Source organism: Sphingomonas sp. JC676 (genome assembly GCF_014489075.1).
Classification (GTDB): Bacteria; Pseudomonadota; Alphaproteobacteria; order Sphingomonadales; family Sphingomonadaceae; genus Sphingomonas.
The window spans coordinates 298,966-322,014 of the sequence record NZ_JACTGR010000002.1 but is presented as its reverse complement, the minus strand read 5'-3'; the positions used below and the strand labels follow the sequence as shown (position 1 = coordinate 322,014).

Here is a 23,049-nt window from a genome sequence, read left to right as displayed (position 1 = left end):
CGTCATTTCGCTCCGAGATAATAGGAAGTGTGCGGCGGCTGGTTATAGGCCGTGTTCTGCCACGCCACGCCGAGGCGATACACCGGATCATGCATCAGCGTGACGATGCGCTCGGTGGTCGAGAAAGGCGTCTCGTAGATGCGCAGCTCGCGGCTGTCGGCGCTCGGCAGCATTAGCTCCTCGCGCCAGTCGCCGAGGATGTCGGCCGAGAGCGAAGGGTTCGCCTTGGTGCCGTTGTTCCAGACCATGCCTTCGGGATCGAGCAAAACCTTCTCGCTCGAAGTCGTCCAGTCCCATTTGGTGATCTTCTTGCCGTCGAGCGGCTCGCGAAGACGGTCGCCGTCCCACCAGATGCCGAAATTGGCCGCGCGCGGATGCCCGCCGGGAATGACGTTCCCCTTGACGTCGTAGAGCTCGCGCGAGTTCGATGCCCACGCTTCCTCGCCCGGATGGCGGGGGTCGATGTCCATGCTGACGCCGCGGCCGGTGTCCTTGTCGGCAGGCGTTGACCAGAGGATCGCCCCGGTCTTCGCATCAAGCATCGCCGCGCCGCGATTGCCGCTCATCCGCATCACTTCGTGCGCGCCGAACTTCTCGAGGCCGGGATGGTTCGGATCGAGATCGCCGAGATGCATCGTGTCGCCATGGCCGAGCCCGGACGACCACAGGCCCCGGCCGTTGTCGTCGACCACCATCGATCCGTAGAAGACCTCGTCGCGGCCGTCGCCATCGACATCGGCGACCGAGAGCTGGTGGTTGCCGTTGCCGCCATATTTCTCATTGCCCGGCGTCGCGCTGTCGAACAGCCAGCGCATGCTGAGCTTGCCGCCGCGATAGTCCCAGGCCGCGATCGTCGAGCGCGCATAATAGCCGCGCCCGAAGACCAGGCTCGGGCGGTGTCCGTCGAGATAGGCGACGCCCGCCAGATAGCGCTCCGAACGGTTGCCATAGCCATCGCCCCAGACCTCGGTCATCTGCTCCTGGGTGGGGGAATCGGTGCGTGGATCGCGGGGCGGCGCATAGGGCGCGGTCGCCAGCGCCTTGCCGGTCAGGCCGTCGAACACGGTCAGATATTCGGGGCCCTTGAGAATGCGTCCCTGAAGGCGCGAGACCTGGCGGCCGTCGGGCGTGGTCGTGGATCCGGTGCGGTCCTTCGACGCGACCTCGCCCCCATCGCTGCGCCAATCGGCATTGGCATCGCCGATCACCTTGCCCGCTCCGTCCACGGTGCCGTCGGCAGTCTTCATCGCGATTTCGGCGCGGCCGTCGCCGTCCAGGTCATAGACCATGAACTGCGTGTAGTGCGCGCCCGAGCGGATGTTGCGGCCCAGATCGATCCGCCACAGGCGCTTGCCGTCCATCGTATAGGCGTCAATCAGCGTCTCGCCGGTATAGCCCGAAAACGCATTGTCCTTGGCGATGCTGGGATACCATTTCACGATGAGCTCGTAGCGGCCGTCGCCGTCGAGATCGCCGACCGAGGCGTCGTTGGCGGAGTAGCTATACGTCACGCCGTCGGGCGCGGTGCGGTCGGCGGGCTTGTCGAGCGGGATCGAAAGATAGCCCGAGGCCCAGGTCTCCGCCGCCTCGCGCGGGCCCTTGCCCGCCGCGATCTCGTAGCGCGAAGCGGAAGTGCCGTCCTTGTCATGAACGCTGGTCGCGTCGGTCCCGTTCACGCGCGCAATCGGCTTGCCATCGCGATAGAGGGTGAAACGGATGCCCTTGGGGTCGCTGGCGAGCAGTCGCCACGAGACGTGGTTGCCGCCATCCGCCGCGGGCACCGCCACCAGCCCGCGATCGAGCCTCTCGACCTGCCGGCCCGCAACCACCGGTGCCGCTTGCGCGATCGCCGGGCTGCTTGCCGCGATGATAAGTACCGCCAGCATCCTTCTCTCCCCTATAGTTTTCGCGAGGCTGCCCCCGCTTCAAGTGAGAGTCAACAGAGGTCCATTTAGTGGCACTATGTTTTATATTGCGGAATTATGTCCTTGATCATGTGGAGGAGGCGGGGCCGGCTTTGCAGCCAAGTCCCGCCTGCTCGAGCCCGGAACGCGGCTATTTTAGCGTCAGCACCACCACCGACGCGGCCGGCAGAGTCGCGGTGAGGGTCCCACCCGAGAGGCTGGCGCCCGTGAAGGGCATCGGCCGCACCGTGTCGGGTGCGTCGAAGCTGTTGTGTGCCTGGATGGCGCCGGTGAGCACGCGTCCTTCCACGCCAGTGGCGGACAATCCGGCCAGTGCAGCGGTGACGGTCGCGGGGCGGTTGGGATCGACATTGACCAACGCGACATGGACCACGCCCGCGGTATCGCGCGCTGCGGTGACGCTCACCGCCGGCAGGTTCCACTGGTCTTTGGCGTACCAGGGCGTTTTGAGCTCGACCGGCAGGTAGGTGGCATCCTGGAAGGGCACGTACATCTCGAAGACGTGATAGGTAGGCGTCAGCACCATCTTCGATCCATCGGTCAGGATCATCGCCTGGAGCACGTTGATCATCTGCGCGATGTTCGCCATGCGGACGCGATCGGCGTGGCGGGTGAAGATGTTGATGTTGAGCGCGGCGACCACTGCGTCACGCATCGTGTTCTGCTGGTAGAGGAAGCCGGGATTGGTGCCCGGCTCAACATCGTACCAGGTGCCCCATTCGTCGACCGCAAGGTTCACCCGCTTCTTCGGATCATATTTGTCCATGATCGCCGAATGCTTGGTGATCAGTTCCTCCATCTGGAGCGTCTTGGACAGCGTGAGCGCATAGCCGGCCTCGTCGAAATCGGTCGCCGAGCCCTTTTTTCCCCAGCTGCCGGGCACCGTGTAGTAATGGACGCCGATGCCGTCGAAGGCCTTGCTCGCCTCGCGCATCATCACTTCGGTCCAGTTATAGTCGATCGAATTGGCGCCGCTCGCGATCTTGAGCGTCTTGGTCTCGTAGGGGACCTTGACGAAGGTGCCGTAGCGCCGAGTGAGGTCGGCAGCATATTCGGGGCGCATGTTGCCGCCGCAGCCCCACAGCTCGTTGCCGAGACCGAAATAGGGGAGCTTCCACGGCTGCTTGCGGCCGTTCTTTGCGCGAAGATCGGCCAGGCTGCCCGCGGGTGCGGTCATATACTCGACCCACTCGGCCATTTCCTGGGGCGTGCCGTTGCCGACATTGCCGGAGACATAGGCCTCGGCACCGATCAGCTCGGCGAAATCCATAAATTCATGCGTGCCGAAGCTGTTCGGTTCGGTGACGCCGCCCCAGTGGGTGTTGACCTTGACCGGACGCTGCTTGCGCGGGCCGATGCCCTCGCGCCAGTGATATTCGTCGGCGAAGCAGCCACCGGGCCAGCGCACTACCGGCACGTGCAGTGCCTTCAGCGCCGCGATCACGTCGTTGCGATAGCCGCGCGTATTGGGGATCTTCGAATCGGGCCCGACCCAGATGCCGCCATAGATTCCGGTACCCAGATGCTCGGCGAACTGGCCGAAGATATTCCGGTCTATCTTTGGGCCGGGCTGATCCCCGCGGATGGTGAGCGTCGCGACAGGGATGGGTGCCTGCTGGGCGGCAGCACCAGATGCGGCAAGGACGAAAGCGGCGGCCGACAGGAACGTGCGCATCTTGAGATAAACCCTCTGAGGTCGTGAAAAAAAGGGCGGGCCCCTGGAAAGGCCCGCCCAAGGAGGCAACTCAGAACTGGAAGTTGACGCCGAACGTGAAGGTGCGTCCGATCCGGGTCTGGAACAGCGTGTCCTTGCGCTGGCTGTCGATGTAGAGGTTGTTGCGCTCGTCGGTGAGGTTCTGGGCCTCCAGGATGAGCTTGATATTGTCGGTGAACGCGTACGAGGCCGAGGCATCGACGAACAGGTTGGGCGAATTGCCCTGCAGGTCGCTGCCCGGAGACGCCGGGATGCCGCGGATATAGCGGTCGCGATAGCTGGCCGTCCCGCGAATGCTGAACTTCCTGTCCTCGTAGTAGAACGTGCCGCTTGCGGTGTTCTTCGAAAGCCCGATCAGGTCCGCGGTGGTGGTCACCGTCGGCACGCCGTTCACGCTCGCCAGCACATATTGGATGGTCGATGTGACGTGCGTGTAGTTCGCGAGCAGGCCAAAGTGGCTGAGGAAGCCGGGCAGGAAGTCGAATTGGACCTGCGCGTTGACCTCGACGCCCTCGAGCGGTCCACCCGGCGTGTTCACCGGCTGGCCGATCGTGAAGATCTCGGTCGGTGCAGTGTTGGTGTTGGCGAGCAGTGCCTCGGGAAGACCCAGCTGGTTGAACGGTATCTGGCTGGTGACGCGCTGGATGTAGGTCTTGATGTCCTTCTTGAAATAGGCAACCGACAACAGCGATCCCGGCCTGAAATACCATTCGAGTGCCACATCGAAGGTGTTGGCGCGGATGGGATCGAGGAACGGATTGTTGATGTTGCCGGTACGCGTCGTCGCGGTGATGCCGCTGGTCGGTGCGAGCTGGCCCAGCTCGGGGCGTGACAACACCTTGGCGGCCGAAAGACGCAGGATCAGGTTCTCGATCGGCTCGATCGCGACATTGCCCGAGGGCAGCCAGTCGTCATAGCCGCGCAGCACCTGGGCATACTGGCCGCGCACACCAGTCGGCGTCGAGCTCGCCGGCGTCGCCGCCACCGAGATATAGCCTGCCGCCAGCATGTCGGTGCGGACATAGCGTACGCCGACGTCGCCGCGCAGCTTCACCGGCAATGCGTCCTCGGTGTTGAAGGTGGTCATCACATAGGCGCTCTTGATCTCCTCGCGGATCCGCGAGGCGCCGGCGCCGCATTCGGTGCGGCAGAAGCGCACGGCGTCATAGTCGAAGGTCTGGTCCCATTTGTCCGGATCGATCGCCGCCCAGCTCGCGGGCGCGCCGCGGCCGAACAATTGGTCGAGCCCGGTGATCTGGCGCGTGATGCTGGCAAGGCTGGTGCCGGCCGGCAGCGCCCGGACGATCGTGTCGGCGGTGTAGGGGCTCGAAACATAGGCGTTATAGTCGCTGCGGCGATACTGGCCGCCGATCTTGAGTTTGATCCCCTGATCGACATCCCAGTCGGTGTTGACCTCGGCGGTCAGATTGTCGGTCTGGTTCTTGGAGGGCTTGCCCTGGAAGCTGAAGCCGCCGAGCACGGTACCGTCGGCAAGCCCCGGCGCGTAGCTGTAGTTCGCCGGATTGGCGACGTCGAAGCCGAAACCGATGATCGGGGTGGCGCCGCCATCGCGGAAGTCGATCGAGAAATTGTCGACGTCGATCGCATCCATGAAGGTCTGGAAGCGCTTCGGACCCCACCACACCGACTGATTGATCCCGAAGAAGAGCGAAAGCTCGAAGCTGTCCGTCAGGCGGTGGCGGACGTTGAGATTGCCCTGCTTGAAGTCCGAGATGTAGTGATCGACCAGCCCTTCCGAGCGCACGTCGACGCCGTCGAATACGCCATAGACAAGCGATCCCTTGTCATCGAACTGGATGTCGCGAACCGACGTCATCGGCTGGCCGTTGTTGGTGGCGCTGCGCCCGAACGAGATGCCGGCGATGTAGTTGTCGCGACGCTCGACATCGTAGCGCGAATAGAGCGCGTCGACGCTGATATCGGTGTCATCGTCCGGCGAAAACTGGATCGTCAGCGTGCCGCCGATACGCGTCGTGTCCTGCTCCGAATTCACATAGCGCGGTAGGCGGGGCAGGAAGGCACCGCTGCCGGGTGTGTTGGGCAGGTCGGCGCGGCGCAGATTGGCAACGGCGTTGTAGGCCGCCAGGGTACTGGTGCGCGGGTTGCCGGTGCTGCACAACGTGGCGGTCGCCCCCTTGGTGCCGACCGCCGGGCTCAGCGGTGTATAGCCGATCGGGGTGCAGAAGGGCTGGATCACCGCGGGGCCGGTGCCGTCCGGGTCGAGGCCGTTGGTGTTGGCGGAGAGGATGTCGACCGCCGAATAGCCTACTTCGCGGATGTTGCGACGCTGATAGGCTACCGAGGCGAGAATGCCCCAGCTGTCGCCGAGCTTCTTCGAGACGAGCAGCGAGGCGCGTGGATCGACCTGCTTGCTGATCGTGTTGTAGACGCCGCGCGCTGTGGCCGAGAGGACGAAGTCCTTGTCATAGTCGAGCGGCTTGGGCGCCTTCAAATCGACGGTCGCGCCCAGCGAGCCCTCCTCCACGTCCGCGGACGTGGTCTTGCGCACGGCAAGCGAGGAGAAGATCTCGCTCGGGAAGACGTTGAAGTCGAAGCTGCGCCCTGAATTGCCCGCGCCGTAGATGTCGGACGAACCGGTCTGCGCCGTGCCTTCCATGCCATTGATGCGGACGCGGGTGAAGCCGGAGCCCAGGCCGCGCACTGAGATGTTGCGCCCTTCGCCGCCGTCGCCGCGCGAGAGTGCGACGCCGGGCACGCGCTGCATCGATTCGGCGAGGTTGCTGTCGGGAAACTTGCCGATGTCCTCGGCCACGATCGAATCGACCGCCGCGGTTTCATTGCGTTTCTGGGCGAGTGCGCTGTTGAGCGAGGCGCGGAAGCCCTGGACGACGATATCTTCTCCCTGGGTGGCGCTCTCCGGCGCGGCGGTATCACCGCCTGGCACGTCCTGCGCCTGGGCGGGTGCTGTGAAGATTATTGCCGCAGCAAGGGCGGTGGCGGAGCTTCCGAGTCGTAGTGCGCCGCAGGCGCGCGAGCGTAATCCTTGCATTGTTCCCCTCCTTGTTGATCTCCCTGGCCGCTTGATGCCGGCTCTTATTCTGATTGTTATCGGTACCTATGCGGCGATTATCCTCGCCTGCAAAATTTACATATTTATCAAATGAATAAGGTCCATCAGGCGCACGCGGCCGCGCTTCACGCGGACTGCTGAAAGCTTTTTGGCCAGACCAATTGATGGCTTGTAGGCAAGCTTGTCAGACGCGCGGCGAGATTGGCTTGACCAGATGTGCCATGTATCGCACCATGCAACCATAATATGGAACGTTAGAGGATGTCCCGGTGAAAATCAACGGCGTGCGTGGTCGCCGCCTCGACGCCCCGTGAACCGCCTCGAGGACTCGATCCTGTTCAGCTGATGACACTCCGGAAAAGGACCGTTCATGCGCATTGCCCGATTGTCGCCGCTGCTCCTCTCGCTTGCGGTTCTGCCGCCATCGGCGCTGGCGCAGGATGCCTCCACCGGGACGCGATCGGATCGCGCGACCTTCAACCTCAATCCGGACTGGCGCACCGCAACCGGCGAGGCGGCGGGAGCGGAACGGCCCGATTTCGACGATCACGCCTGGCGCACCGTCACGCTGCCGAACGCGTTCAACGAGAAGGAAGCCTTCTCGCGCGACATCAAGAAGCTGTCGACCGGCATCACCTGGTATCGCAAGCGGATCACGCTTCCGGCGCGGGTCGCGGGGGGAAGGGCATTCCTGGAGTTCGAAGGTGCCCGCCAGGCCGCCGAGGTCTGGGTCAATGGCCGTTCGGTGGCGCTTTCCGAAACCGGCTCGACAGCGTTCGGCGCGGACATCACCGCCGCGCTGAAGCCGGGGGAGAATCTGGTCGCGGTGCGCGTCGACAATGACTGGAAGTACAAGGAGCGCGCCTCCGGCAGCGGCTTCCAGTGGAACAACGACAATTTCAACGTGAACTATGGCGGGATCACCAAGAATGTCCGCCTGCATTTGACCGGCCCCGTCTACCAGACGCTTCCGCTCTATTCGGGGCTCGGCACCACCGGCCAATATATCTGGGCCGGCGATTTCGACCGGTCCCGCAGCACCGCCACGATCCACGCCGAGACCGAAATACGCAACGGCGGGACCGCGCCCCGGCGGATCGGCTACCGCGTCGAGATACGCGACCGCGCCGACAAGCTCGTCGCGACCTTCGCCGGCGACTCCGTCGAGATCGCGCCCGGCGAGACCCGCACGCTGGCGGCCGAGCACCGCGTGGCCGGGCTCCATTTCTGGAGCTGGGGCTATGGCTATCTCTATCGCGTGACGACCAGCCTGGTCGATGGCGGCCGTGTGATCGACAGCGTCGATACCCGTACCGGTTTCCGCCAGACGCGCTTCGCCGACGGCATGGTCACGCTTAACGGCCGGGCGATCCAGATGCACGGCTATGCGCAGCGCACCTCCAACGAATGGCCGGCGGTCGGCGTCTCGGTGCCGCCCTGGATCAGCGATTTCTCGAACGCGCTGATGGTGGAGAGCGGCGGCAATCTGGTGCGCTGGATGCACATCGCGCCTTCCAAGCAGGACGTGGAATCGGCGGACCGGGTCGGCCTGATCCAGGCAATGCCGGCGGGCGACGCCGAGAGCGACACCAGCGGCCGCCGCTGGGAGCAGCGCAAGGAAGTCATGCGCGACGCGATCATCTACAACCGCAACAACCCCTCGATCCTGTTCTTCGAGGGCGGGAACGAGAATATCAGCGAGGCGCACATGGCCGAGCTCAAGGCGATCCGCGACCGCTACGATCCGCATGGCGGCCGCGCGATCGGATCGCGCGAGATGCTCGACAGCAAGGTCGCCGAATATGGCGGCGAGATGCTCTACATCAACAAGAGCGCCGGCAAGCCGTTATGGGCGATGGAATATTCGCGCGACGAGGCCGCTCGCCTCTACCAGGACGAGCTCACGCCGCCCTTCCACAAGGATTCGCCCGACTATAACCGCAACCAGGACAGCCACGCGATCGAGGACGTGAAGCGCTGGTGGGACTATTACCGCGTCCGCCCCGGCACCGGGCGGCGCGTGAGCGCGGGCGGCGTGAACATCATCTTCTCCGATTCGAACACGCATTATCGGGGCGACAATAATTACCGGCGCTCGGGCGAAGTGGACGCCGTGCGACTGCCGAAGGAAGGGTATTTCGCGCACCAAGTAATGTGGAGCGACTGGGTCGACAGCGTCACGCCCGCCACGCACATCATCGGCCACTGGAACTATCCGGCCGGCACGGTGAAGGACGTGAACGTCGTCTCCAATGGCGAGGCGGTCGAGCTGTTCCTCAACGGCAGGTCGCTCGGCAAGGGCGAGCGGAGCAGCGGCTTCCTGTTCGGATGGAAGCATGTGCATTGGGCGCCCGGCACGCTGAAGGCCGTCGCGACGCACAAGGACGGCAAGCGCAGCGCATTCACGATCGCAACGGCCGGCGCGCCGGTTGCCTTGCGCCTCAAGCCGCATCTCTCGCCCCGTGGCTTCGTGATGGACGGCGCGGACATCGCTCTGGTCGATGTCGAAGTGGTCGATGCACAGGGGCGGCGCGTACCGACATCCAATGACAAGATCCATTTCACGCTCGACGGGCCGGCCGAGTGGCGCGGTGGCATCGCCCAGGGAGATTCCTTGGGCAAAGCGCGCGCGGAAATCCCGGCAGGAGGGGCGGAACCCACCAAGCCGGCAGGTCCCGACCAGACGACCCAATTTGCCGGCACCGCGCGCGACGAGGACAATTACGTCCTCTCGCGCGACCTTCCGGTGGAAGGCGGCGTCAACCGCGTGCTGCTGAGAGCCGGCACGCGCGCTGGCGCGGTGCGGCTGACGGCGAGCGCCCCGGGGGTCAAGGGCGCGACGCTGACGATCCCCGCCGTGCTGCCCAAGCCCGTGCGCGGCGGCCTCTCGACCGACTTTCCGGAGGCGCATCAGCCCGGGTTGCTCATGCGCGGACCGACGCCGGCCGGGCCGAGCTATCGCGCGACGCGTACCTCGGCGGTGCCTGTCGCCATCACGGCGGGTTCGAACCAAGACGAAGCCGCGCGCAGCACTGACGACAACGAGCTTTCGCGCTGGACCAGCGACGGCAGACCGGAAAATGCCTGGATCGAATATCGCTTCGACGAACCGGTGACGCTGAGCGAGATCGACCTCAAGCTCGTCGGCTGGCGGTCGCGAAGCTACCCGCTCCGCGTCACATTCGACGGCAAGGCGATCTGGCAGGGGACGACCGAGCGGCAGCTGGGCTATGCCAACCTGGCGTTCGCGCCGGCGCGGGGCAGCGTGTTGCGGATCCAGCAGATCGGCACGGTCGAGGATCGCGACGCCTTCGGCAAGGTGATCGAGCTCGATACCGCGCGCAAGGCGGGCGATACCGGCGCGGACTCGGTGCCGCCGGGATGGCGCCTCGGAATCGTCGAGGCGGACTTCAACGGCCCGGCGAAATAGGATGCTGACCCGGCTGGCCGCCTTGCTCCTGTGCCTCGTGGGGCTGGCGGCACCGGCGCGGGCCCAACAGATCGTCCTGTTCGACGGGCGGCAGCTGGCCGGCATCGTCCATGATCGCGAGCGCTCGGCGACATTGGCGGCGGAGCTTCTCGGGCGCGATCTGACGCGTGTGACCGGTCAGGCGCCGGTGGTATCGCCCGATCTCGCGCACTGCGCGAAGCTTTGCATTGTTGTCGGCCGATACGATTCCGATCTGGTGCGCGCGGTTGCCCAGGATACCGGCGTCGAGCTTTCCGCCCTGCGAGGCCAGTGGGAGCGCTATGTCCGCGTGGCGCTGCGTTCGAAGCGCGATCCGTCCAGACGCTATTTGCTGATCGCCGGATCGGACCGCCGCGGCGCGATCTGGGGGACGATCGACCTGAGCCGCGAGATCGGCGTCTCCGCCTGGGAATGGTGGGCCGACGCCGCGCCGCGCCGCGTTGGCCGGCTGGCGGTCGATGGCGGGCGGCGACTCTCGGATGCGCCCTCGGTCCAGTATCGCGGCATCTTCCTCAACGACGAGGATTGGGGGCTCCAGCCCTGGGCGGCCAAGACCTACGAGCCGGAGACGGGCGATATCGGGCCCAAGACCTATGCGCGCGTCTTCGAGCTGATGTGGCGGTTGAAGGCCAATCTGATCTGGCCGGCGATGCACGATTCGACCAAGCCCTTCTATCAGATCCCCGGCAATGCCGAGGTGGCCCGCGACTATGCGATCGTCGTCGGCACCTCGCATGCCGAGCCGATGATGCGGAACAACGTCCGCGAATGGGATGAGAAGACGCGCGGGCCCTTCAACTTCTTCACCAATCGCGATTCGATGATCGCCTATTGGCGCGAGCGTGCCGAGCAGGTGAAGGCATTCGAGAACCTCTATTCGATCGGGCTGCGCGGCAGGCACGATTCCGCCATGGAGGGCGCCACGACACCCGCGATGGCGCGCGACGCGATGACCCGGGCGATGGCGGTGCAGCGCGACCTGCTGAGCGCCGCGCAGAAGCGCCCCGCTGCGCAAGTGCCGCAGGTGCTGACGCTCTATAAGGAAGTGCTCGACACCTATGCGGCCGGCCTCGAGGTGCCGGAAGATGTCACGCTGATCTGGCCTGACGACAATTACGGCTATATCAGCCAGCTCCCTAACCCGCGCGAACAGGCCCGTGCCGGCGGGTCGGGCATCTATTACCACATCTCCTATTGGGGGCGGCCGCACGACTATCTGTGGTTGGCGACGACGCATCCCGCGCTGATCCGCGAGCAGCTCGATCGCGCCTGGCAGATGCACGCGCGTAAGATCTGGGTGGTCAATGTCGGCGACATCAAGCCGAGCGAATATCTCACGCAATATTTCCTCGATATCGCCTTCGACCGCCGAACCTCTGAGCAGGATGCGCGCGCGCATCTAGAGGGCTGGGTGGCGCAGCAATTCGGCGGCGGCGATGCGGGCGCGATCGCTGGTATCCTTGCGGACTATTACGACCTCGCGTTCGAGCGGCGGCCCGAATTCATGGGGTTTAGCCAAGTCGAGCCGACGCGTCCGATCCGCATCGGCGACTATGTCCGCAGCGGCGGCGCGGAGGCGCAGGTCCGCATCGACCGCTATGTCGATCTAAAGCGCAGGGCCGAGGCCATTGCCGCGCGGATTCCCGCGGACCGAAAGGACGCATTCTTCCAGTTCGTCCTCTACCCGGTCCGCAGCGCCGCCAATATCAATGTGCGCAACTTGAAGCTCGATCTGGCGGCGCTCTACGCGCGTCAGGGACGCGCCGATGTGAACGCCTATGCCGAGCAGGCGCGTGCGGCGCACGCGGCGATCGTAGCGGACACGGCGGCGTACAACAGCCAGAATGGCGGCAAGTGGCGCGGAATCATGGACATGGCGCCACGCCGCCTGCCGGTGTTTGACGAGCCCGTTTACCCCCGGGCCGCACTCCAGCCAAAGGCGGGCTGCACGGTGGATTCGAGCGAGCTGGTCTTCGCGCCCGGCCGGCCCGCCGGCCATGCCGTGACGATATCCAGCAACGGCCAGGCCACGGACTGGTCGCTCGCCGGGGCGAAAGGCTTGTCCTTCGAAGCGTCCCGGGGCCGGCTCGATGCCGAAAACGGTTTCGAGCAGCGCGTGCGCGTTGATTTCGACGGGCATGCCGTGGTCGGGGCGGGTTCGGTCGAGTGCGGCGGGCGGATGATCCGGCTGACGGCGAATGTCCTGCCTGCGAGCGCCGACGTGCCGGTCGAGATGAACCGGATCATCTCCTTGGCGGCTGCCGAAGCGCCGCTGGGGGAAGGCGCCGCGTGGGAACGCGTTCCGGGGCTGGGCTCGCGCGGCGCGGCGCTGCGTTCACGCTTAGGTTTGGCTTCGGTCTGGTCCGGCGATGCCGGAAAGCCGATCTCGCTTCGATTCCGCACGGGCGACGAGGCAGACGCCGAACTGCGTGTCGTGGCGCTGCCCGCGCATCCGCTTGCCGCGCACGGGCTCAGGCTGGGCGTGCAGGTGGACGATGGCGCGATCCAGATCCTCGATTTCGAGACGCACGGGCGCAGCGAAGCGTGGAAGCGGAACGTCCTCTCCAACAATGCGGTTCGCAGCATTGCGCTGCCCCGGCTTGCCGGCGGCGCCCACCAGATACGACTCTACGCGCTCGATCCGGGCTTTCTGCTCGATCGCATCGATGTTCGGCTCGACGGGGCGCCGGACTATTATGGCGCGCCGCCGGATCGCTGAGGCCTCCCAAGGCGAACATTTCCCCCGAGCTTACGGGCCGGGATGACACTGCGGCACAGGCGAAGTACGCCGTCTGGGGTTCGTGTTCTTTCCGTATCGGCTTGTGTATGAGTGGCGGTGCGAAAGGAGCCCAATGCCAGGCGACGACCAAATTCCGAAGGGAACGCAGACGCTTATGCGCGCGCTCGACATCCTTGACGAAACGCTGCTGGGGCCTGCCAAATTCTCCTCGGTCGCGGGCAAGCTTGGCCTGAGCAAGACGACCACGCATCGCCTGGCGCACGCGCTACGATCCAGAGGATATCTGACGGTGACGGTTGAGGGGATCGCCTTGGGCCCCAAATTGCTGCAGCTCGGGGCGGTCGCGAAGGAGCGGGTGGACTATGTCCGCGTGGTGCGTCCTTTTCTCGAGCAGTTGTCGGAGACTACCGGTTTCTGCGCCTTTGTCGGCAAGCGTGAGGGCGACTCGTCGCGCCATCTGGATCGAGCCACCGGCCGGCAACGGCTACGCGTTGCGACGGCACCGGGAGACCGGCGGCCAATTGCCGAGACCGGGATCGGAAAGGCCTTGTTGTTCGATGAGGACGAGCAAAGCCTGGCGCGCCTTTACGCCAAGTCCACAGCGGCGAACCCCGATCCCCTAGCCGTCCAGGGCTGGCTCGCTGCGATGCGAAGGCATATCGCAAGGGGCGTAGTATTGCATGAGAGCGAAATCGGTGACGGCGTGCGCTCGGTTGCGGCGCCTGTTCGCGACGCAGACGGCAATATTTGCGTCGCGATAAGTATCGCGAGCGCGGCCCACTATCTGACCGAGGGGATCATAGTTGATGTCGCGCATCATGTTGCCAATACCGCAGAGCGCGTCAGCAGAGAGCTGGGGTACGATCGGGCAGCGGACCGGTAACAGCGGGATCGATCTCGGATATCGCCGGCGCCCACGGCCCAATTCCCAGGCATCTATCGAAACAGGAGATTGTCTCGGGGCCCGGCAGTATCCTTGCGCAGCAACGCGATGATCTCGGCTCCCGCCAGCAACACCGGCCCATATCCATGCGCCGCCCTGACGTGGCGCGGGCGATGATAATAAAAGGCAGGGTCGAAGGCCATGCCGGTGCCGACACATACATCCTCTACTTCGCCGGCCGCGTTGACCTTGGTCGTCACGGCGTTCCAGGCGAGCACGGCGACCGGGGCGTAGACGCGGCGATCGAGCCAGCCGCGGTTGACCGCCCGGGCGAGCGCATAGGCATACATCGCGGTGGCGGAGGTCTCGAGATAGCTGTCGGGCCGGTCGAGCAGCTGATGCCAGAGGCCCGTGCCCGACTGAACCCTGGCCAGCCCGGCGGCATGGGCGCGCAATTGCTCGAGGATGGCGGGCCGGCCGGGATGGTCCGCCGGCAGCACTTCCAGCAGTTCGATCGTCGCCACGATCGCCCAACCATTCGCCCGTCCCCAGAAAAAGGCCGGATGAGGATCCATGCCGTCGACCCAACCATGCCGATAGAGGCCCGTCTCGGCCACGAACATGCGCTTCGAAAATTGCAGCACCTGGCGGACGGCATCGTCGAAATAGCGTCGCTCGCCGGTTAGCGCCCCCATCTGCGCCAGCGCCGGCACGCTCATATAGAGATCGTCGAGCCACAGCGTGCTCGGCATCGGCACCTGCCGGGCGAGCGTACCGTCGGACAGGCGGAACTGCTGATTGGCGATCCAGTCGAGATAGGTGTCGATCTGCACGCGGCCTCGCGTGACGACCCCGGCGCGCTGCGCCTTGATCAAGGCTGCCGCCATCGCACCCGAATCGTCGAGCCTGCCGGGCGCCAGCATCTGGCGGACCGGCGTCTGGTCCGCGGTCGTCTTCTGCCGGCGATAGCGGTTCGCCACGTCCACGACCGTACCGAGCCGATCCGCGACGTAGCGGGTATAGCGCGCGTCGCCGGTCACCTCGCCGGCGAGAAGCGCGCCCGAATAGGTGACTCCCCATTCATAGCTGGTGAGACGATAGGCCGAGCGGAAGCGACTGCCCGGTGCCAGCTCGCCATCCAAGCGCTGTTCCTTGTCCGCGGCGTCGACCAGGGCAGTCGGCGTCTCGCGATCGATATAGCCCAATATCCGATCCATCACCGCCTTGACCGCGGCTTCCGAGGGGCGGCCGTACGGAACCGCATAGGCAGGCTTGAGCCGCGTCGGCGCGTCGGCGACGTCGGTCACGGCATCGCGATGCATGCCGCCGGAAGGCGCGGCGAGCTGCGCCTCGGCTGCGGGGGCCAACGCCAGTGGCAGGCCGAAAGTCAAAGACAGGACGGCGGTCCGGATTGCGGTACGCGGCATCTTCCCCTCCATTGTCGCCGGCTGTCCGGCTCTTTCCGTTGATGCGTTAAACCTTGGCGGTGCCCTCTATCGGATGCGTTCGAGCGTGACCGGGCCGAGCAGGCCGGAGGGCGCCGGAGCGATCTTGTCCTGATCCTGGTCTTGGAAGCGTTCGCCGTAGCGCAGCGTCAGCAGGCGCCGGTCGGGGAGGGGGCGGCCCGCCAGCCGGTTGAGCGCCCCGTTCATCACCATCACCTCGATGCGGTTCTCGCCCGGATGCAGCAGGCCGGTAACGTCGATCCGCCACGGCGCGGCCCAGAGCGTTCCGGCCGGCTTGCCGTTGATGCGCAGCAACGCAGCCTCACGAACCGGCGGCGCCAGCGCGGCGCGCGGGCGGCTCTCGGTCGTCTGGACGGGTTGCGGCATGCCCTTGCCGAAGTCGAGTACCAGCCTTGCGCCGTCGGTGAAGGCGGCGGGCTCCAGCGTCAGCGCGCGCGCATAGGTCGCTGCTCCCGAATAATGGACCAGTGCGGGATCGTCGGTCCAGGAACGGCCCGCGTCCAGGCTTGGTGCCGGTTGCCCGTCGGCCAGGCGCACCGTCCAGCCCGTGAGGTCGGCGATCCGCTCGGCTTGGTCGGTACGCGCGGGTGCCGGGCGCGGCAGGCTGCGGGTGAAGACCAGCAGTTTCGACTGATAGGGTGCGAGGCGGATCGCGATGGCGCCCGCCCCGGCGTCGCTGCGCTCGCCCGTGACCGGGTCCCACCATTGGCCGGGGCGGTCGCCCCCCGTGAAGCGCGCGCTGGTCTCGATCGGTGCAGCACCGGTATTGGCGAGGAAATAGAGATCGCCATCCACCAGCCGCCGGTGGACGAAGCCCAGCGCCGGATCGGGCCGGTCCAGTATCATCGCCGGCACGGCGGTCGCACGCAGTGCGGCAGTGAGCCGCGCGGGTTCGACAACGCGCGCACGGCCTGTCTTGCCGAACAGGCGTGTCGATATCGCGGCTACTTCGCGCGTGGCCGCGGCTCCGTCGAGCAGACCGCCGCCCCGCGAGGGCGGCGTCCCGGTCGCGATCAGGATGCCGCCCCGCGCGGTCCAGTCGGCGATGGCACGATAAGCGGCCGGATCGATCCGCGTCAGCCTGGGCAGGATCAGCACCTTCTGGCGCAGCCCTCGTGCCGTGATCGCCTGCGCGTCGATGAAATCGAAATCGGCGCCGGCATCGAGCGCCTGCTTGACCAGCTCGGGGCCGAGCAGGCCGGTCATCTGGTGGTTCACCGAGCTGTCGTCCGGCCGCATCGCCGCGAAAGCATCCTCGGTCGGCAGATAGATGGCGACGCTCCCGTCCGGGCTGCCCATGCGCAGCGCCGCGCTCACGCGCTGGAGATAGCCGGTCACCGCCGGCATCGCCGGATACCAGGGATTGTGATCGTTGAACGCGCCGGCGGCGTAGAAGGCCCAGCCAGGCTCGGGGACGCCCGGCGGCGAATAGGGCCAGCCATGGCCGATGATCTGGGTCACGCCCTGGAGGAAATGGCGATCCGCCTCGACCTTCATGTCCAGCGGCGTTGCCGCCCAGGCGGGCGAGTGGAGCCAGGTCCAGGTCTCGGACGACACCACCGGACGGCCGTAGAGATGGGCGGCCGATGCCGCCCAGCGCGTGCTGGTGAAGTTGCGCCAGTCCGCCCCTTCGCCCTCGGGCAGCGCGACCAGCGCGTTGCTAGAGAGCGTGACCGGCGGCACGCCATAGACCTGCGCGCGGAAACGCGTGCCGTGCTTGCGGGCCCAGGCGTCGATCGGCGTGAGATAGCGCGCATCGACCAGCTCGGTGAGCGTCCGTGCCCAGTCGTAGCGGATGGCATCGCCCTCCAGCCCGTTGGCGAACAAAGCGGGCAGGCGATCGACCAGGTCATAGCCGCGCCGGCTGCGGAACTGCTCGGCGAAATCGCCGGTCCAGCTCGATCCATAGGCTTCGAGGCTGTCCGAGAACATCGCGTAGGGCGGCGGCGCGCCGGCAAAGGCCGAGAGCAGCCGGTCGCCGATCGCGTGAAGATGATTCTCCACAGCCGCTTCGCTCATATGATCGAGCACGAAGCCTTCGGCGCCCACCGCCGCGCGCTTCACCTGCTGGCCGGTGCGGCCGGCGACGAACAGCAAAGCGGTGCGTGCGCCCGGAGCGGCGGGCAGAGCGATCTGCTCTCCATCCCCGAGCGGAATGCGTTCGCCGTCGATGAAGACGGCGACCGGCCTCTCGCCCGGGCCGAGACGGGGCAGCGGAACATTCCCGGCGCGGGCCGGCACCGGAATGCGCGCCAGGCGCAGCGCGGCCGCCGCCTGCGTCACCGGGATATGCGGGCCGCCGAACGGCCAGCCGCTGCCGATCGTCACGTCGATCCGCATCTTCTCGCTGCGCGCGGTCTCGCCGGCGTGGCGCAGTCGGGCGAGGAAGCCGTCCGACGGATAGGGCAGGTTGCGCAGCCCCGCCGGCGCGTCGTCCAGCGAGAGGGCATAAGTGGGCTGCACCTCGAAGCCGCCGAAGCCGCCGGCCTTCATCGCGGCGATCTCGCGATCGATCTCGGCGTCGGTCACCGCAGGGCCGAACCACCACCAGCGTATCATCGGCCGGGCCTCGTCCGGCGGCGTCTGGAAGGCCCGCCACAGGCTTGCGGCGGTGTCGCGGCTATCCTGCGCGTGGGTGCCGGTAACGGGTGCCGCCACCAGGAGCAGCGCGGCGAATATGACTACGCGCCTCACAGGCCGGTGATCCCGCTTGAGTCGCGCAGGGCCGGCTTCGCCGCCAGTCGTGTTCGCGTGAAACGCCAATCGCGCGCATCGGCGATCGCGCCGCCGTCCGCCGCATCGATCGCGATATCGTCGAAGCGGAAATGGTCCAAAGTTGCCTTCGGATAGGCGGCCACGTCGAACGCGCGGCGCGTATCGGTCGCGCGGATGCGGCGGATCGTGACAATCTCCAGCTTGGGCAGGCCGCGCTCGGGCGGGACGGGCTGGGCGAGCACGCGCCACAGTGCCGGCGGGTCGGTGATCTCGGGCGGGATGCGGGCATAGCTGTAGCTGGGGTTCCAGTTGAGATCGATGCGGACCGCCGTCTTCATCCCGCGCATGTCGATATCGTCTATGACGATGTCCCGGATCACGCCGCCCCGCGTATGCGCCGACTTGAACAGGATGCCCGATGGGGTCGGCGCCAGCACGCGCAACCGCTCGACCCGGATATTGCGGAACCCGCCCGCCGTCTCGCTGCCGAAGGTGATGCCGGCCGCCGCGTCGCGGATCGTGCAGTCCCGGATCAGCACGTCGGTGCTGGTGCGGTTGACGCGCTGCCCGTCGGCGTCGCGGCCCGCCTTCAGGCACAATGCGTCGTCGTTACAGGCGATGTCCGCACGCTCGACCCGGATCCGCGTGGAGCTGTCGATATCGATGCCGTCGGTCGAGGGGCCGCGCCCGTCCTCATTGTTGCGGATGGTGACGTCGGAAACCACGATGTCGCGCGAATAGCAGACATGCACGGTCCAGAAGCCGGAGCGGCGCAACAGCAGTCCGCCGCCGACCGAGGCGTTGCTGGCCTCGTAGAGCTGGATCAGCCTGGGGCGCCGGCAGTCATAATCGGCTGCCCAGCGCAGGCCGCGCGGCTGGTAGCTCTCGCGCAGCGCATGATAGGCGTCCCACCACACCTTGCCGTCGCCGTCGATCACGCCCTCGCCGGTGATGTGCGCATCGTGCTCGCGATAGATGTTGACGAGCGCGGCGGGCCATATCGCCTCGATCCCGGCGACGCGGGTCGCCCGCATCGGATAGTCGGCGGGGTCGCGCGAGCCGAGAAGCGTCACGCCACGGTCGACCTGCAGCGTCACGCCGCTTTTCACGAACAGCGCGCCGGTCAGATAGGTGCCGGGCGGCAGCGTCACCCGCCCGCCGGCCTTCGCCGCCGCATCGATCGCGGCCTGGATGGCGCGGGTCGAGAGCGTCTGCCCGTTGCCGACCGCGCCGAAGCTGGCGGCGTCGAACCGCGCTTCCGAGAAAGCGGGGCGGGCCACCAGCAGGCCGGCCATTCCGGCAAGGATTGTTCGTCGATCCAGAAATGGCGCCCGCGTTCCAGAAGCCAGCAAGATCATGATCTCTCCGAACAGGCGAATCTTCGATCGCTCCGCGGCGATCATGATGCCGTTTCAGAAATGCGCAACATACAATGTGGAATGTGAGTTCATCATTTGGTGTGCGGCGCGCCGCCAACGCGGCCGAGTTCGCCTATCCGAAGGTGCCGACGCAGACCCCCACGTCGGCAATTTGTGCGGTGATAACGGAGGTGAAAGGCATGGCCGAACGTCGCGGCGTGGAGGTAATCGCCATCGATCTCCCGGTTCGCCGAGCTTGCTCGCCACGATGGGAAAGGCCAACCCGGAGGTTGAGGGATGGCGCGCCGCTTTCCACGCGCCGCTTTCCAAGAGTCTTTGGCAGGGGCGCTCGGATTCGAACCGAGGGCCTTCGGTTTTGGAGACCGACGCTCTAACCAGCTGAGCTACGCCCCTGTGCGGTTGGCGGCTGTAGCGTGCGTCGAAACGGGGAGCAAGAGCGTACGCGACGACAGACCCCAATATGGGAAAAGGCGTCGGGTGGCGCCTCCCGAAATGCGCGATCGGGGTCAGTTGGTTCAGGCGAGCGCAGTCGCCGCGCGGGCACGGCGGCGAACGGTAAGGCCGGCAAAGCCCAGGCCGCCGAGCAGCATCGCCCAGACCGCGGGCTCCGGCACCGCCGCGAGCGAAACGAACACGCCCTGGCCGCCATAGGAGCCATTGCCGCGCGAAAGACCCTTGATGACGATCTCGTTGACCACGCCTGCGGTGATCGGCACCGAATTGGCGAACACGACTTCGTTCAGTGAACTGGTGACGCCCATCAGCTGGATGCCGTTGAAGAATACCGAGATGAGATCGAGGTCAGCGGCGCTTCCAGGCGAGACGGCGCTGGTGGTGATCGAGCCGCTGGCCAGGCCATCGACCGGCAGGATGAACTGATAGATGTGTTCGAACATGCCGGCGACGATGCCCGACTGGCCGAAACTGGCTGAGATGGACCCGTCGGAAGCGGTCGAGATATTCATTTCTGCGGCGGTGAAATAGGTCTGGGCCTGGGCCGTCGCGGGTACCAGCGACACCGGGGCGGCGAACGCCAATGCGAGAGCAATAATCTTCCGGATCATAGACGCCTCCCTTAACAAAATTAACCCTCTGCGCAGTTCCCCAGACGCCTCGCAAAGGCCCAGGTTCCGTAGCGTCAGGTTCGATTCGTCGTGAATTTGAGGCGGCTCAAAGCGTAGGAAATGTTGCGCTGCCGAGTCGGTTTATGCTGCGCTACAGCATAAATGCGTGTTCTCAACTATTTGCGCCAAAGCAGCAAAATTCCGACCGTGAGCAAAATTTGCGACGAGTCGAGCGGTTGGGAAGGCGGCTATTCTTCTCGCAATCGCACATTGCGACGCGGAATCAGGCGGCGACGCTGCCGTCCCGGCGATGCATCGCCAGCGCGCGGGCTTCCTGAACCGGCAGCGGACGGCCGAAATAGTAACCCTGGACCTTGGTGCAGCCCAGCTCCTGGACCATGATATGCTCTTCCTCGGTCTCGACACCCTCGGCGGTCGTGGCCATGCCCAGGCTACCGGCGAGCGCGACGACCGCTCGGATGATCGCGATCGGCTCCTTGCGGCCCTTGGATGCGCCCTGGATGAAGCTGCGGTCGATCTTGATCGACGAGAAGCGCGTATGCGCGAGATAGCCGAGCGACGAATAGCCCGTGCCGAAATCGTCTAGGCTCAGGCGGATGCCGAGATCGAGGATCTTCTCGAGCACCTGGATCGCCACGGTCCCTTCGCGCATGAACACGCTTTCGGTGACTTCGAGCTCGAGCCGGTCGGACGACAGGCCCGATTGCGCCAGTGCATTGGCGACGATGCCGACAAAGGCGGGATTGTAGAGCTGATCGGGACTGACATTCACCGCGATACGCACCGGGACGTCCCAGCTCGCTGCCTCGGCGCAGGCGGTGCGCAGCACCCATTCGCCGATCGGGGCGATCAGCCGCGCTTCCTCGGCCAGCGGCACGAACTTGGCGGGCGAGATGTTGCCCAGCTCGGGATGGACCCAGCGCAGCAGCGCCTCGAAGCCGGTCAGGCCGCCGGTCTGGGCATCGACCACCGGCTGATAGTTGAGATGCATCTCGCCATTGTCGAGCGCGCTTCGTAGCGCGATTTCGAGGACGCGGCGTTCTTCGGCGGCGAGGTGCAACTGGGGTTCATAGGCATGGAACGAGCCGCCGCCGGCATCCTTCGAGCGATAGAGCGCAAGGTCGGCCGAACGGATCAGCATCTCGGCGGTGCGGCCGTCGCGGGGCCCCACCGCCAGGCCGACCGAGGCGCCGATGTAGAGCGTGTGCTGATCGACCTCATATGGGGCGGAGAGCTTGTCGATGATCGTTTGGGCCAACTGCTCGACACGGGCGGTATCGCTGGCGTCGCGGACAACCACGGCGAACTCGTCGCCGCCGAGACGGCCGATCATCTCATTGTCGGTAATCAGATGCCTGAGGCGTTCGGACACGCGCCCGAGCAGCCGGTCGCCGATCGGATGACCCAGCGTATCGTTGACCGCCTTAAAGCGATCCAGGTCGATCATCATGAACGCGCAGCGCGACGACCATTTCTCGGCATCGGCCATCGCCTTGCCCAGCGCCTCGTTGATCAGCAGCCGGTTGGGCAGGCCGGTGAGCGTATCGAACCGCGCCATCTTGTTGATCTTGTCGGTGGAACGGCGCTGCTCAGTGACGTCCGATCCGACGCCGCGGAAGCCGATGAACACGCCGCGTTCGTCAAAGCGCGGGCTCGCCGACATCTCCCACCAATGCTCCTCGCCATCGACGAAGACGGGAAGCAGCAGATCACGGAACGGCTCGCGGCCCTTGAGCTTCTCGGCGAGGTCGCGAAGGCCGGTCGCGAAATTGCCCGCTTCCCAGGTCGGTCCGGCGAGAACCTGGAGGAACGGCATCCCGTTGATGACCTTGGGATCCACGCCGAGTGACAATGCGAAGCGCGGATTGGCGCGCGCAACGCGGCGCTGCGCATCGATTTCCCACAGCCAGTCCGAGCCCGAGTCCTCGAATTCGCGGAGCAGCAGACTCACCGTCTCGTCGCGTTCGGCGAGGGCGATCTCGTTGGCGCGGATCACCACCAGCGCCTTGCCGCGGCCGAACGTTGTTATCGCCAGCAGTACGGTGAACAGCGCGGCGGCGGCGGCGAGCGTCGGGGAGGCGATGATAAGCAGGGTTGCGGTGATCGATGCGCCGACGATCGAGACGAAAACGATCGTGGCGAGTGGCAGTGCCGCCATGGCGACCGCCGAAGCCGTCATCAGCAGCGAAAGCACGATCCACAGCCCGAGCGCGGCATCCGAATCGGCGGCATGGCCAAAGGCCATCGGCGGAATCGACCAGACCGCGCCCAGCGCGATCCCGTCGAGCACCGTGGCACGGACGTCCTGGAGCGTCGCGGTGACGGCGCCGCGATGGCGCTTCGAAAGGCGGCGGAAGACAACGAATGCCGCGATGGCGGCAACCAGTGCGCCCCAGCTGGCAAGCTGCCAGAGCGGGACAAGCGGCGCGAGGATCAGCGTGATGAGCGCAGCGCCAACGACATTGGCGGCAAGCATGAACATGGCGAGCTGGCTGCCCGCGTGCAGCTGAGCCGCGCGAATAGGCCCCCAATCGGTGGTGTCCGCGGGATCGTAAAGCCCAAGCAGAGCCCGAGCGTCGATGCGCGGCTTGGCAAATTGCGAAGTCGTCTGGCTGGTCACA

Annotated in this window: 12 protein-coding genes and 1 tRNA gene; 4 read left to right on the top strand and 9 right to left on the bottom strand. The window is 65.9% G+C overall.

Going from position 1 to position 23,049, the window contains the following annotated elements:
- Positions 1–2: 2 nt before the first annotated feature.
- The 3 genes from IAG41_RS08390 to IAG41_RS08380 form a co-directional block, all read right to left on the bottom strand.
- Complete coding sequence (locus tag IAG41_RS08390; RefSeq protein ID WP_187728165.1) at positions 3–1,886, bottom strand: rhamnogalacturonan lyase; 1,884 nt, start codon at positions 1,884–1,886, stop codon at positions 3–5.
- A gap of 169 nt (positions 1,887–2,055) precedes the next feature.
- Positions 2,056–3,600: an alpha-N-arabinofuranosidase gene (locus IAG41_RS08385; RefSeq protein ID WP_187728164.1), complete on the bottom strand. Its 1,545-nt coding sequence runs from the start codon at positions 3,598–3,600 to the stop codon at positions 2,056–2,058.
- A gap of 70 nt (positions 3,601–3,670) precedes the next feature.
- Positions 3,671–6,670: a TonB-dependent receptor gene (locus IAG41_RS08380; RefSeq protein ID WP_187728163.1), complete on the bottom strand. Its 3,000-nt coding sequence runs from the start codon at positions 6,668–6,670 to the stop codon at positions 3,671–3,673.
- Here IAG41_RS08380 and IAG41_RS08375 point away from each other — a divergent pair.
- The 4 genes from IAG41_RS08375 (at position 6,588) to IAG41_RS08360 (ending at position 13,783) form a co-directional block, all read left to right on the top strand.
- Positions 6,588–6,785, top strand: coding sequence for a hypothetical protein (locus tag IAG41_RS08375; protein ID WP_187728640.1), 198 nt, complete (start codon positions 6,588–6,590; stop codon positions 6,783–6,785). The genes IAG41_RS08380 and IAG41_RS08375 overlap by 83 nt on opposite strands.
- Before the next feature lie 276 nt (positions 6,786–7,061).
- The gene (locus IAG41_RS08370; RefSeq protein ID WP_187728162.1) at positions 7,062–10,121 is read left to right on the top strand and encodes a glycoside hydrolase family 2 protein; all 3,060 of its coding nucleotides are present in this window, start codon (positions 7,062–7,064) and stop codon (positions 10,119–10,121) included.
- A gap of 1 nt (position 10,122) precedes the next feature.
- Positions 10,123–12,879, top strand: a complete 2,757-nt coding sequence (locus tag IAG41_RS08365; protein ID WP_187728161.1) for a glycosyl hydrolase 115 family protein — start codon at positions 10,123–10,125, stop codon at positions 12,877–12,879.
- Between the two features lie 175 nt (positions 12,880–13,054).
- Entirely contained in the window at positions 13,055–13,783 is a 729-nt protein-coding gene (locus tag IAG41_RS08360; protein ID WP_187728160.1) for an IclR family transcriptional regulator, read from the top strand.
- 53 nt (positions 13,784–13,836) lie between these two features.
- Here IAG41_RS08360 and IAG41_RS08355 read toward each other — a convergent pair whose 3' ends face one another.
- The 6 genes from IAG41_RS08355 to IAG41_RS08330 form a co-directional block, all read right to left on the bottom strand.
- Entirely contained in the window at positions 13,837–15,210 is a 1,374-nt protein-coding gene (locus IAG41_RS08355) for a glycoside hydrolase family 105 protein (protein WP_222950596.1), read from the bottom strand.
- 66 nt (positions 15,211–15,276) lie between these two features.
- Positions 15,277–17,943: a glycosyl hydrolase gene (locus tag IAG41_RS08350; RefSeq protein WP_187728159.1), complete on the bottom strand. Its 2,667-nt coding sequence runs from the start codon at positions 17,941–17,943 to the stop codon at positions 15,277–15,279.
- The gene (locus tag IAG41_RS08345) at positions 17,940–19,322 is read right to left on the bottom strand and encodes a glycoside hydrolase family 28 protein (RefSeq protein WP_222950595.1); all 1,383 of its coding nucleotides are present in this window, start codon (positions 19,320–19,322) and stop codon (positions 17,940–17,942) included. Before IAG41_RS08345 ends, IAG41_RS08350 begins: the two co-directional genes overlap by 4 nt.
- A gap of 337 nt (positions 19,323–19,659) precedes the next feature.
- Positions 19,660–19,736, bottom strand: a tRNA-Trp gene (locus tag IAG41_RS08340).
- A gap of 122 nt (positions 19,737–19,858) precedes the next feature.
- On the bottom strand, positions 19,859–20,407 hold the full coding sequence (locus tag IAG41_RS08335; protein ID WP_187728158.1) for an FxDxF family PEP-CTERM protein: 549 nt from the start codon (positions 20,405–20,407) through the stop codon (positions 19,859–19,861).
- Positions 20,408–20,690: 283 nt separating this feature from the next.
- Positions 20,691–23,048, bottom strand: coding sequence for a putative bifunctional diguanylate cyclase/phosphodiesterase (locus IAG41_RS08330; RefSeq protein ID WP_187728157.1), 2,358 nt, complete (start codon positions 23,046–23,048; stop codon positions 20,691–20,693).
- Position 23,049 lies beyond the last annotated feature (1 nt).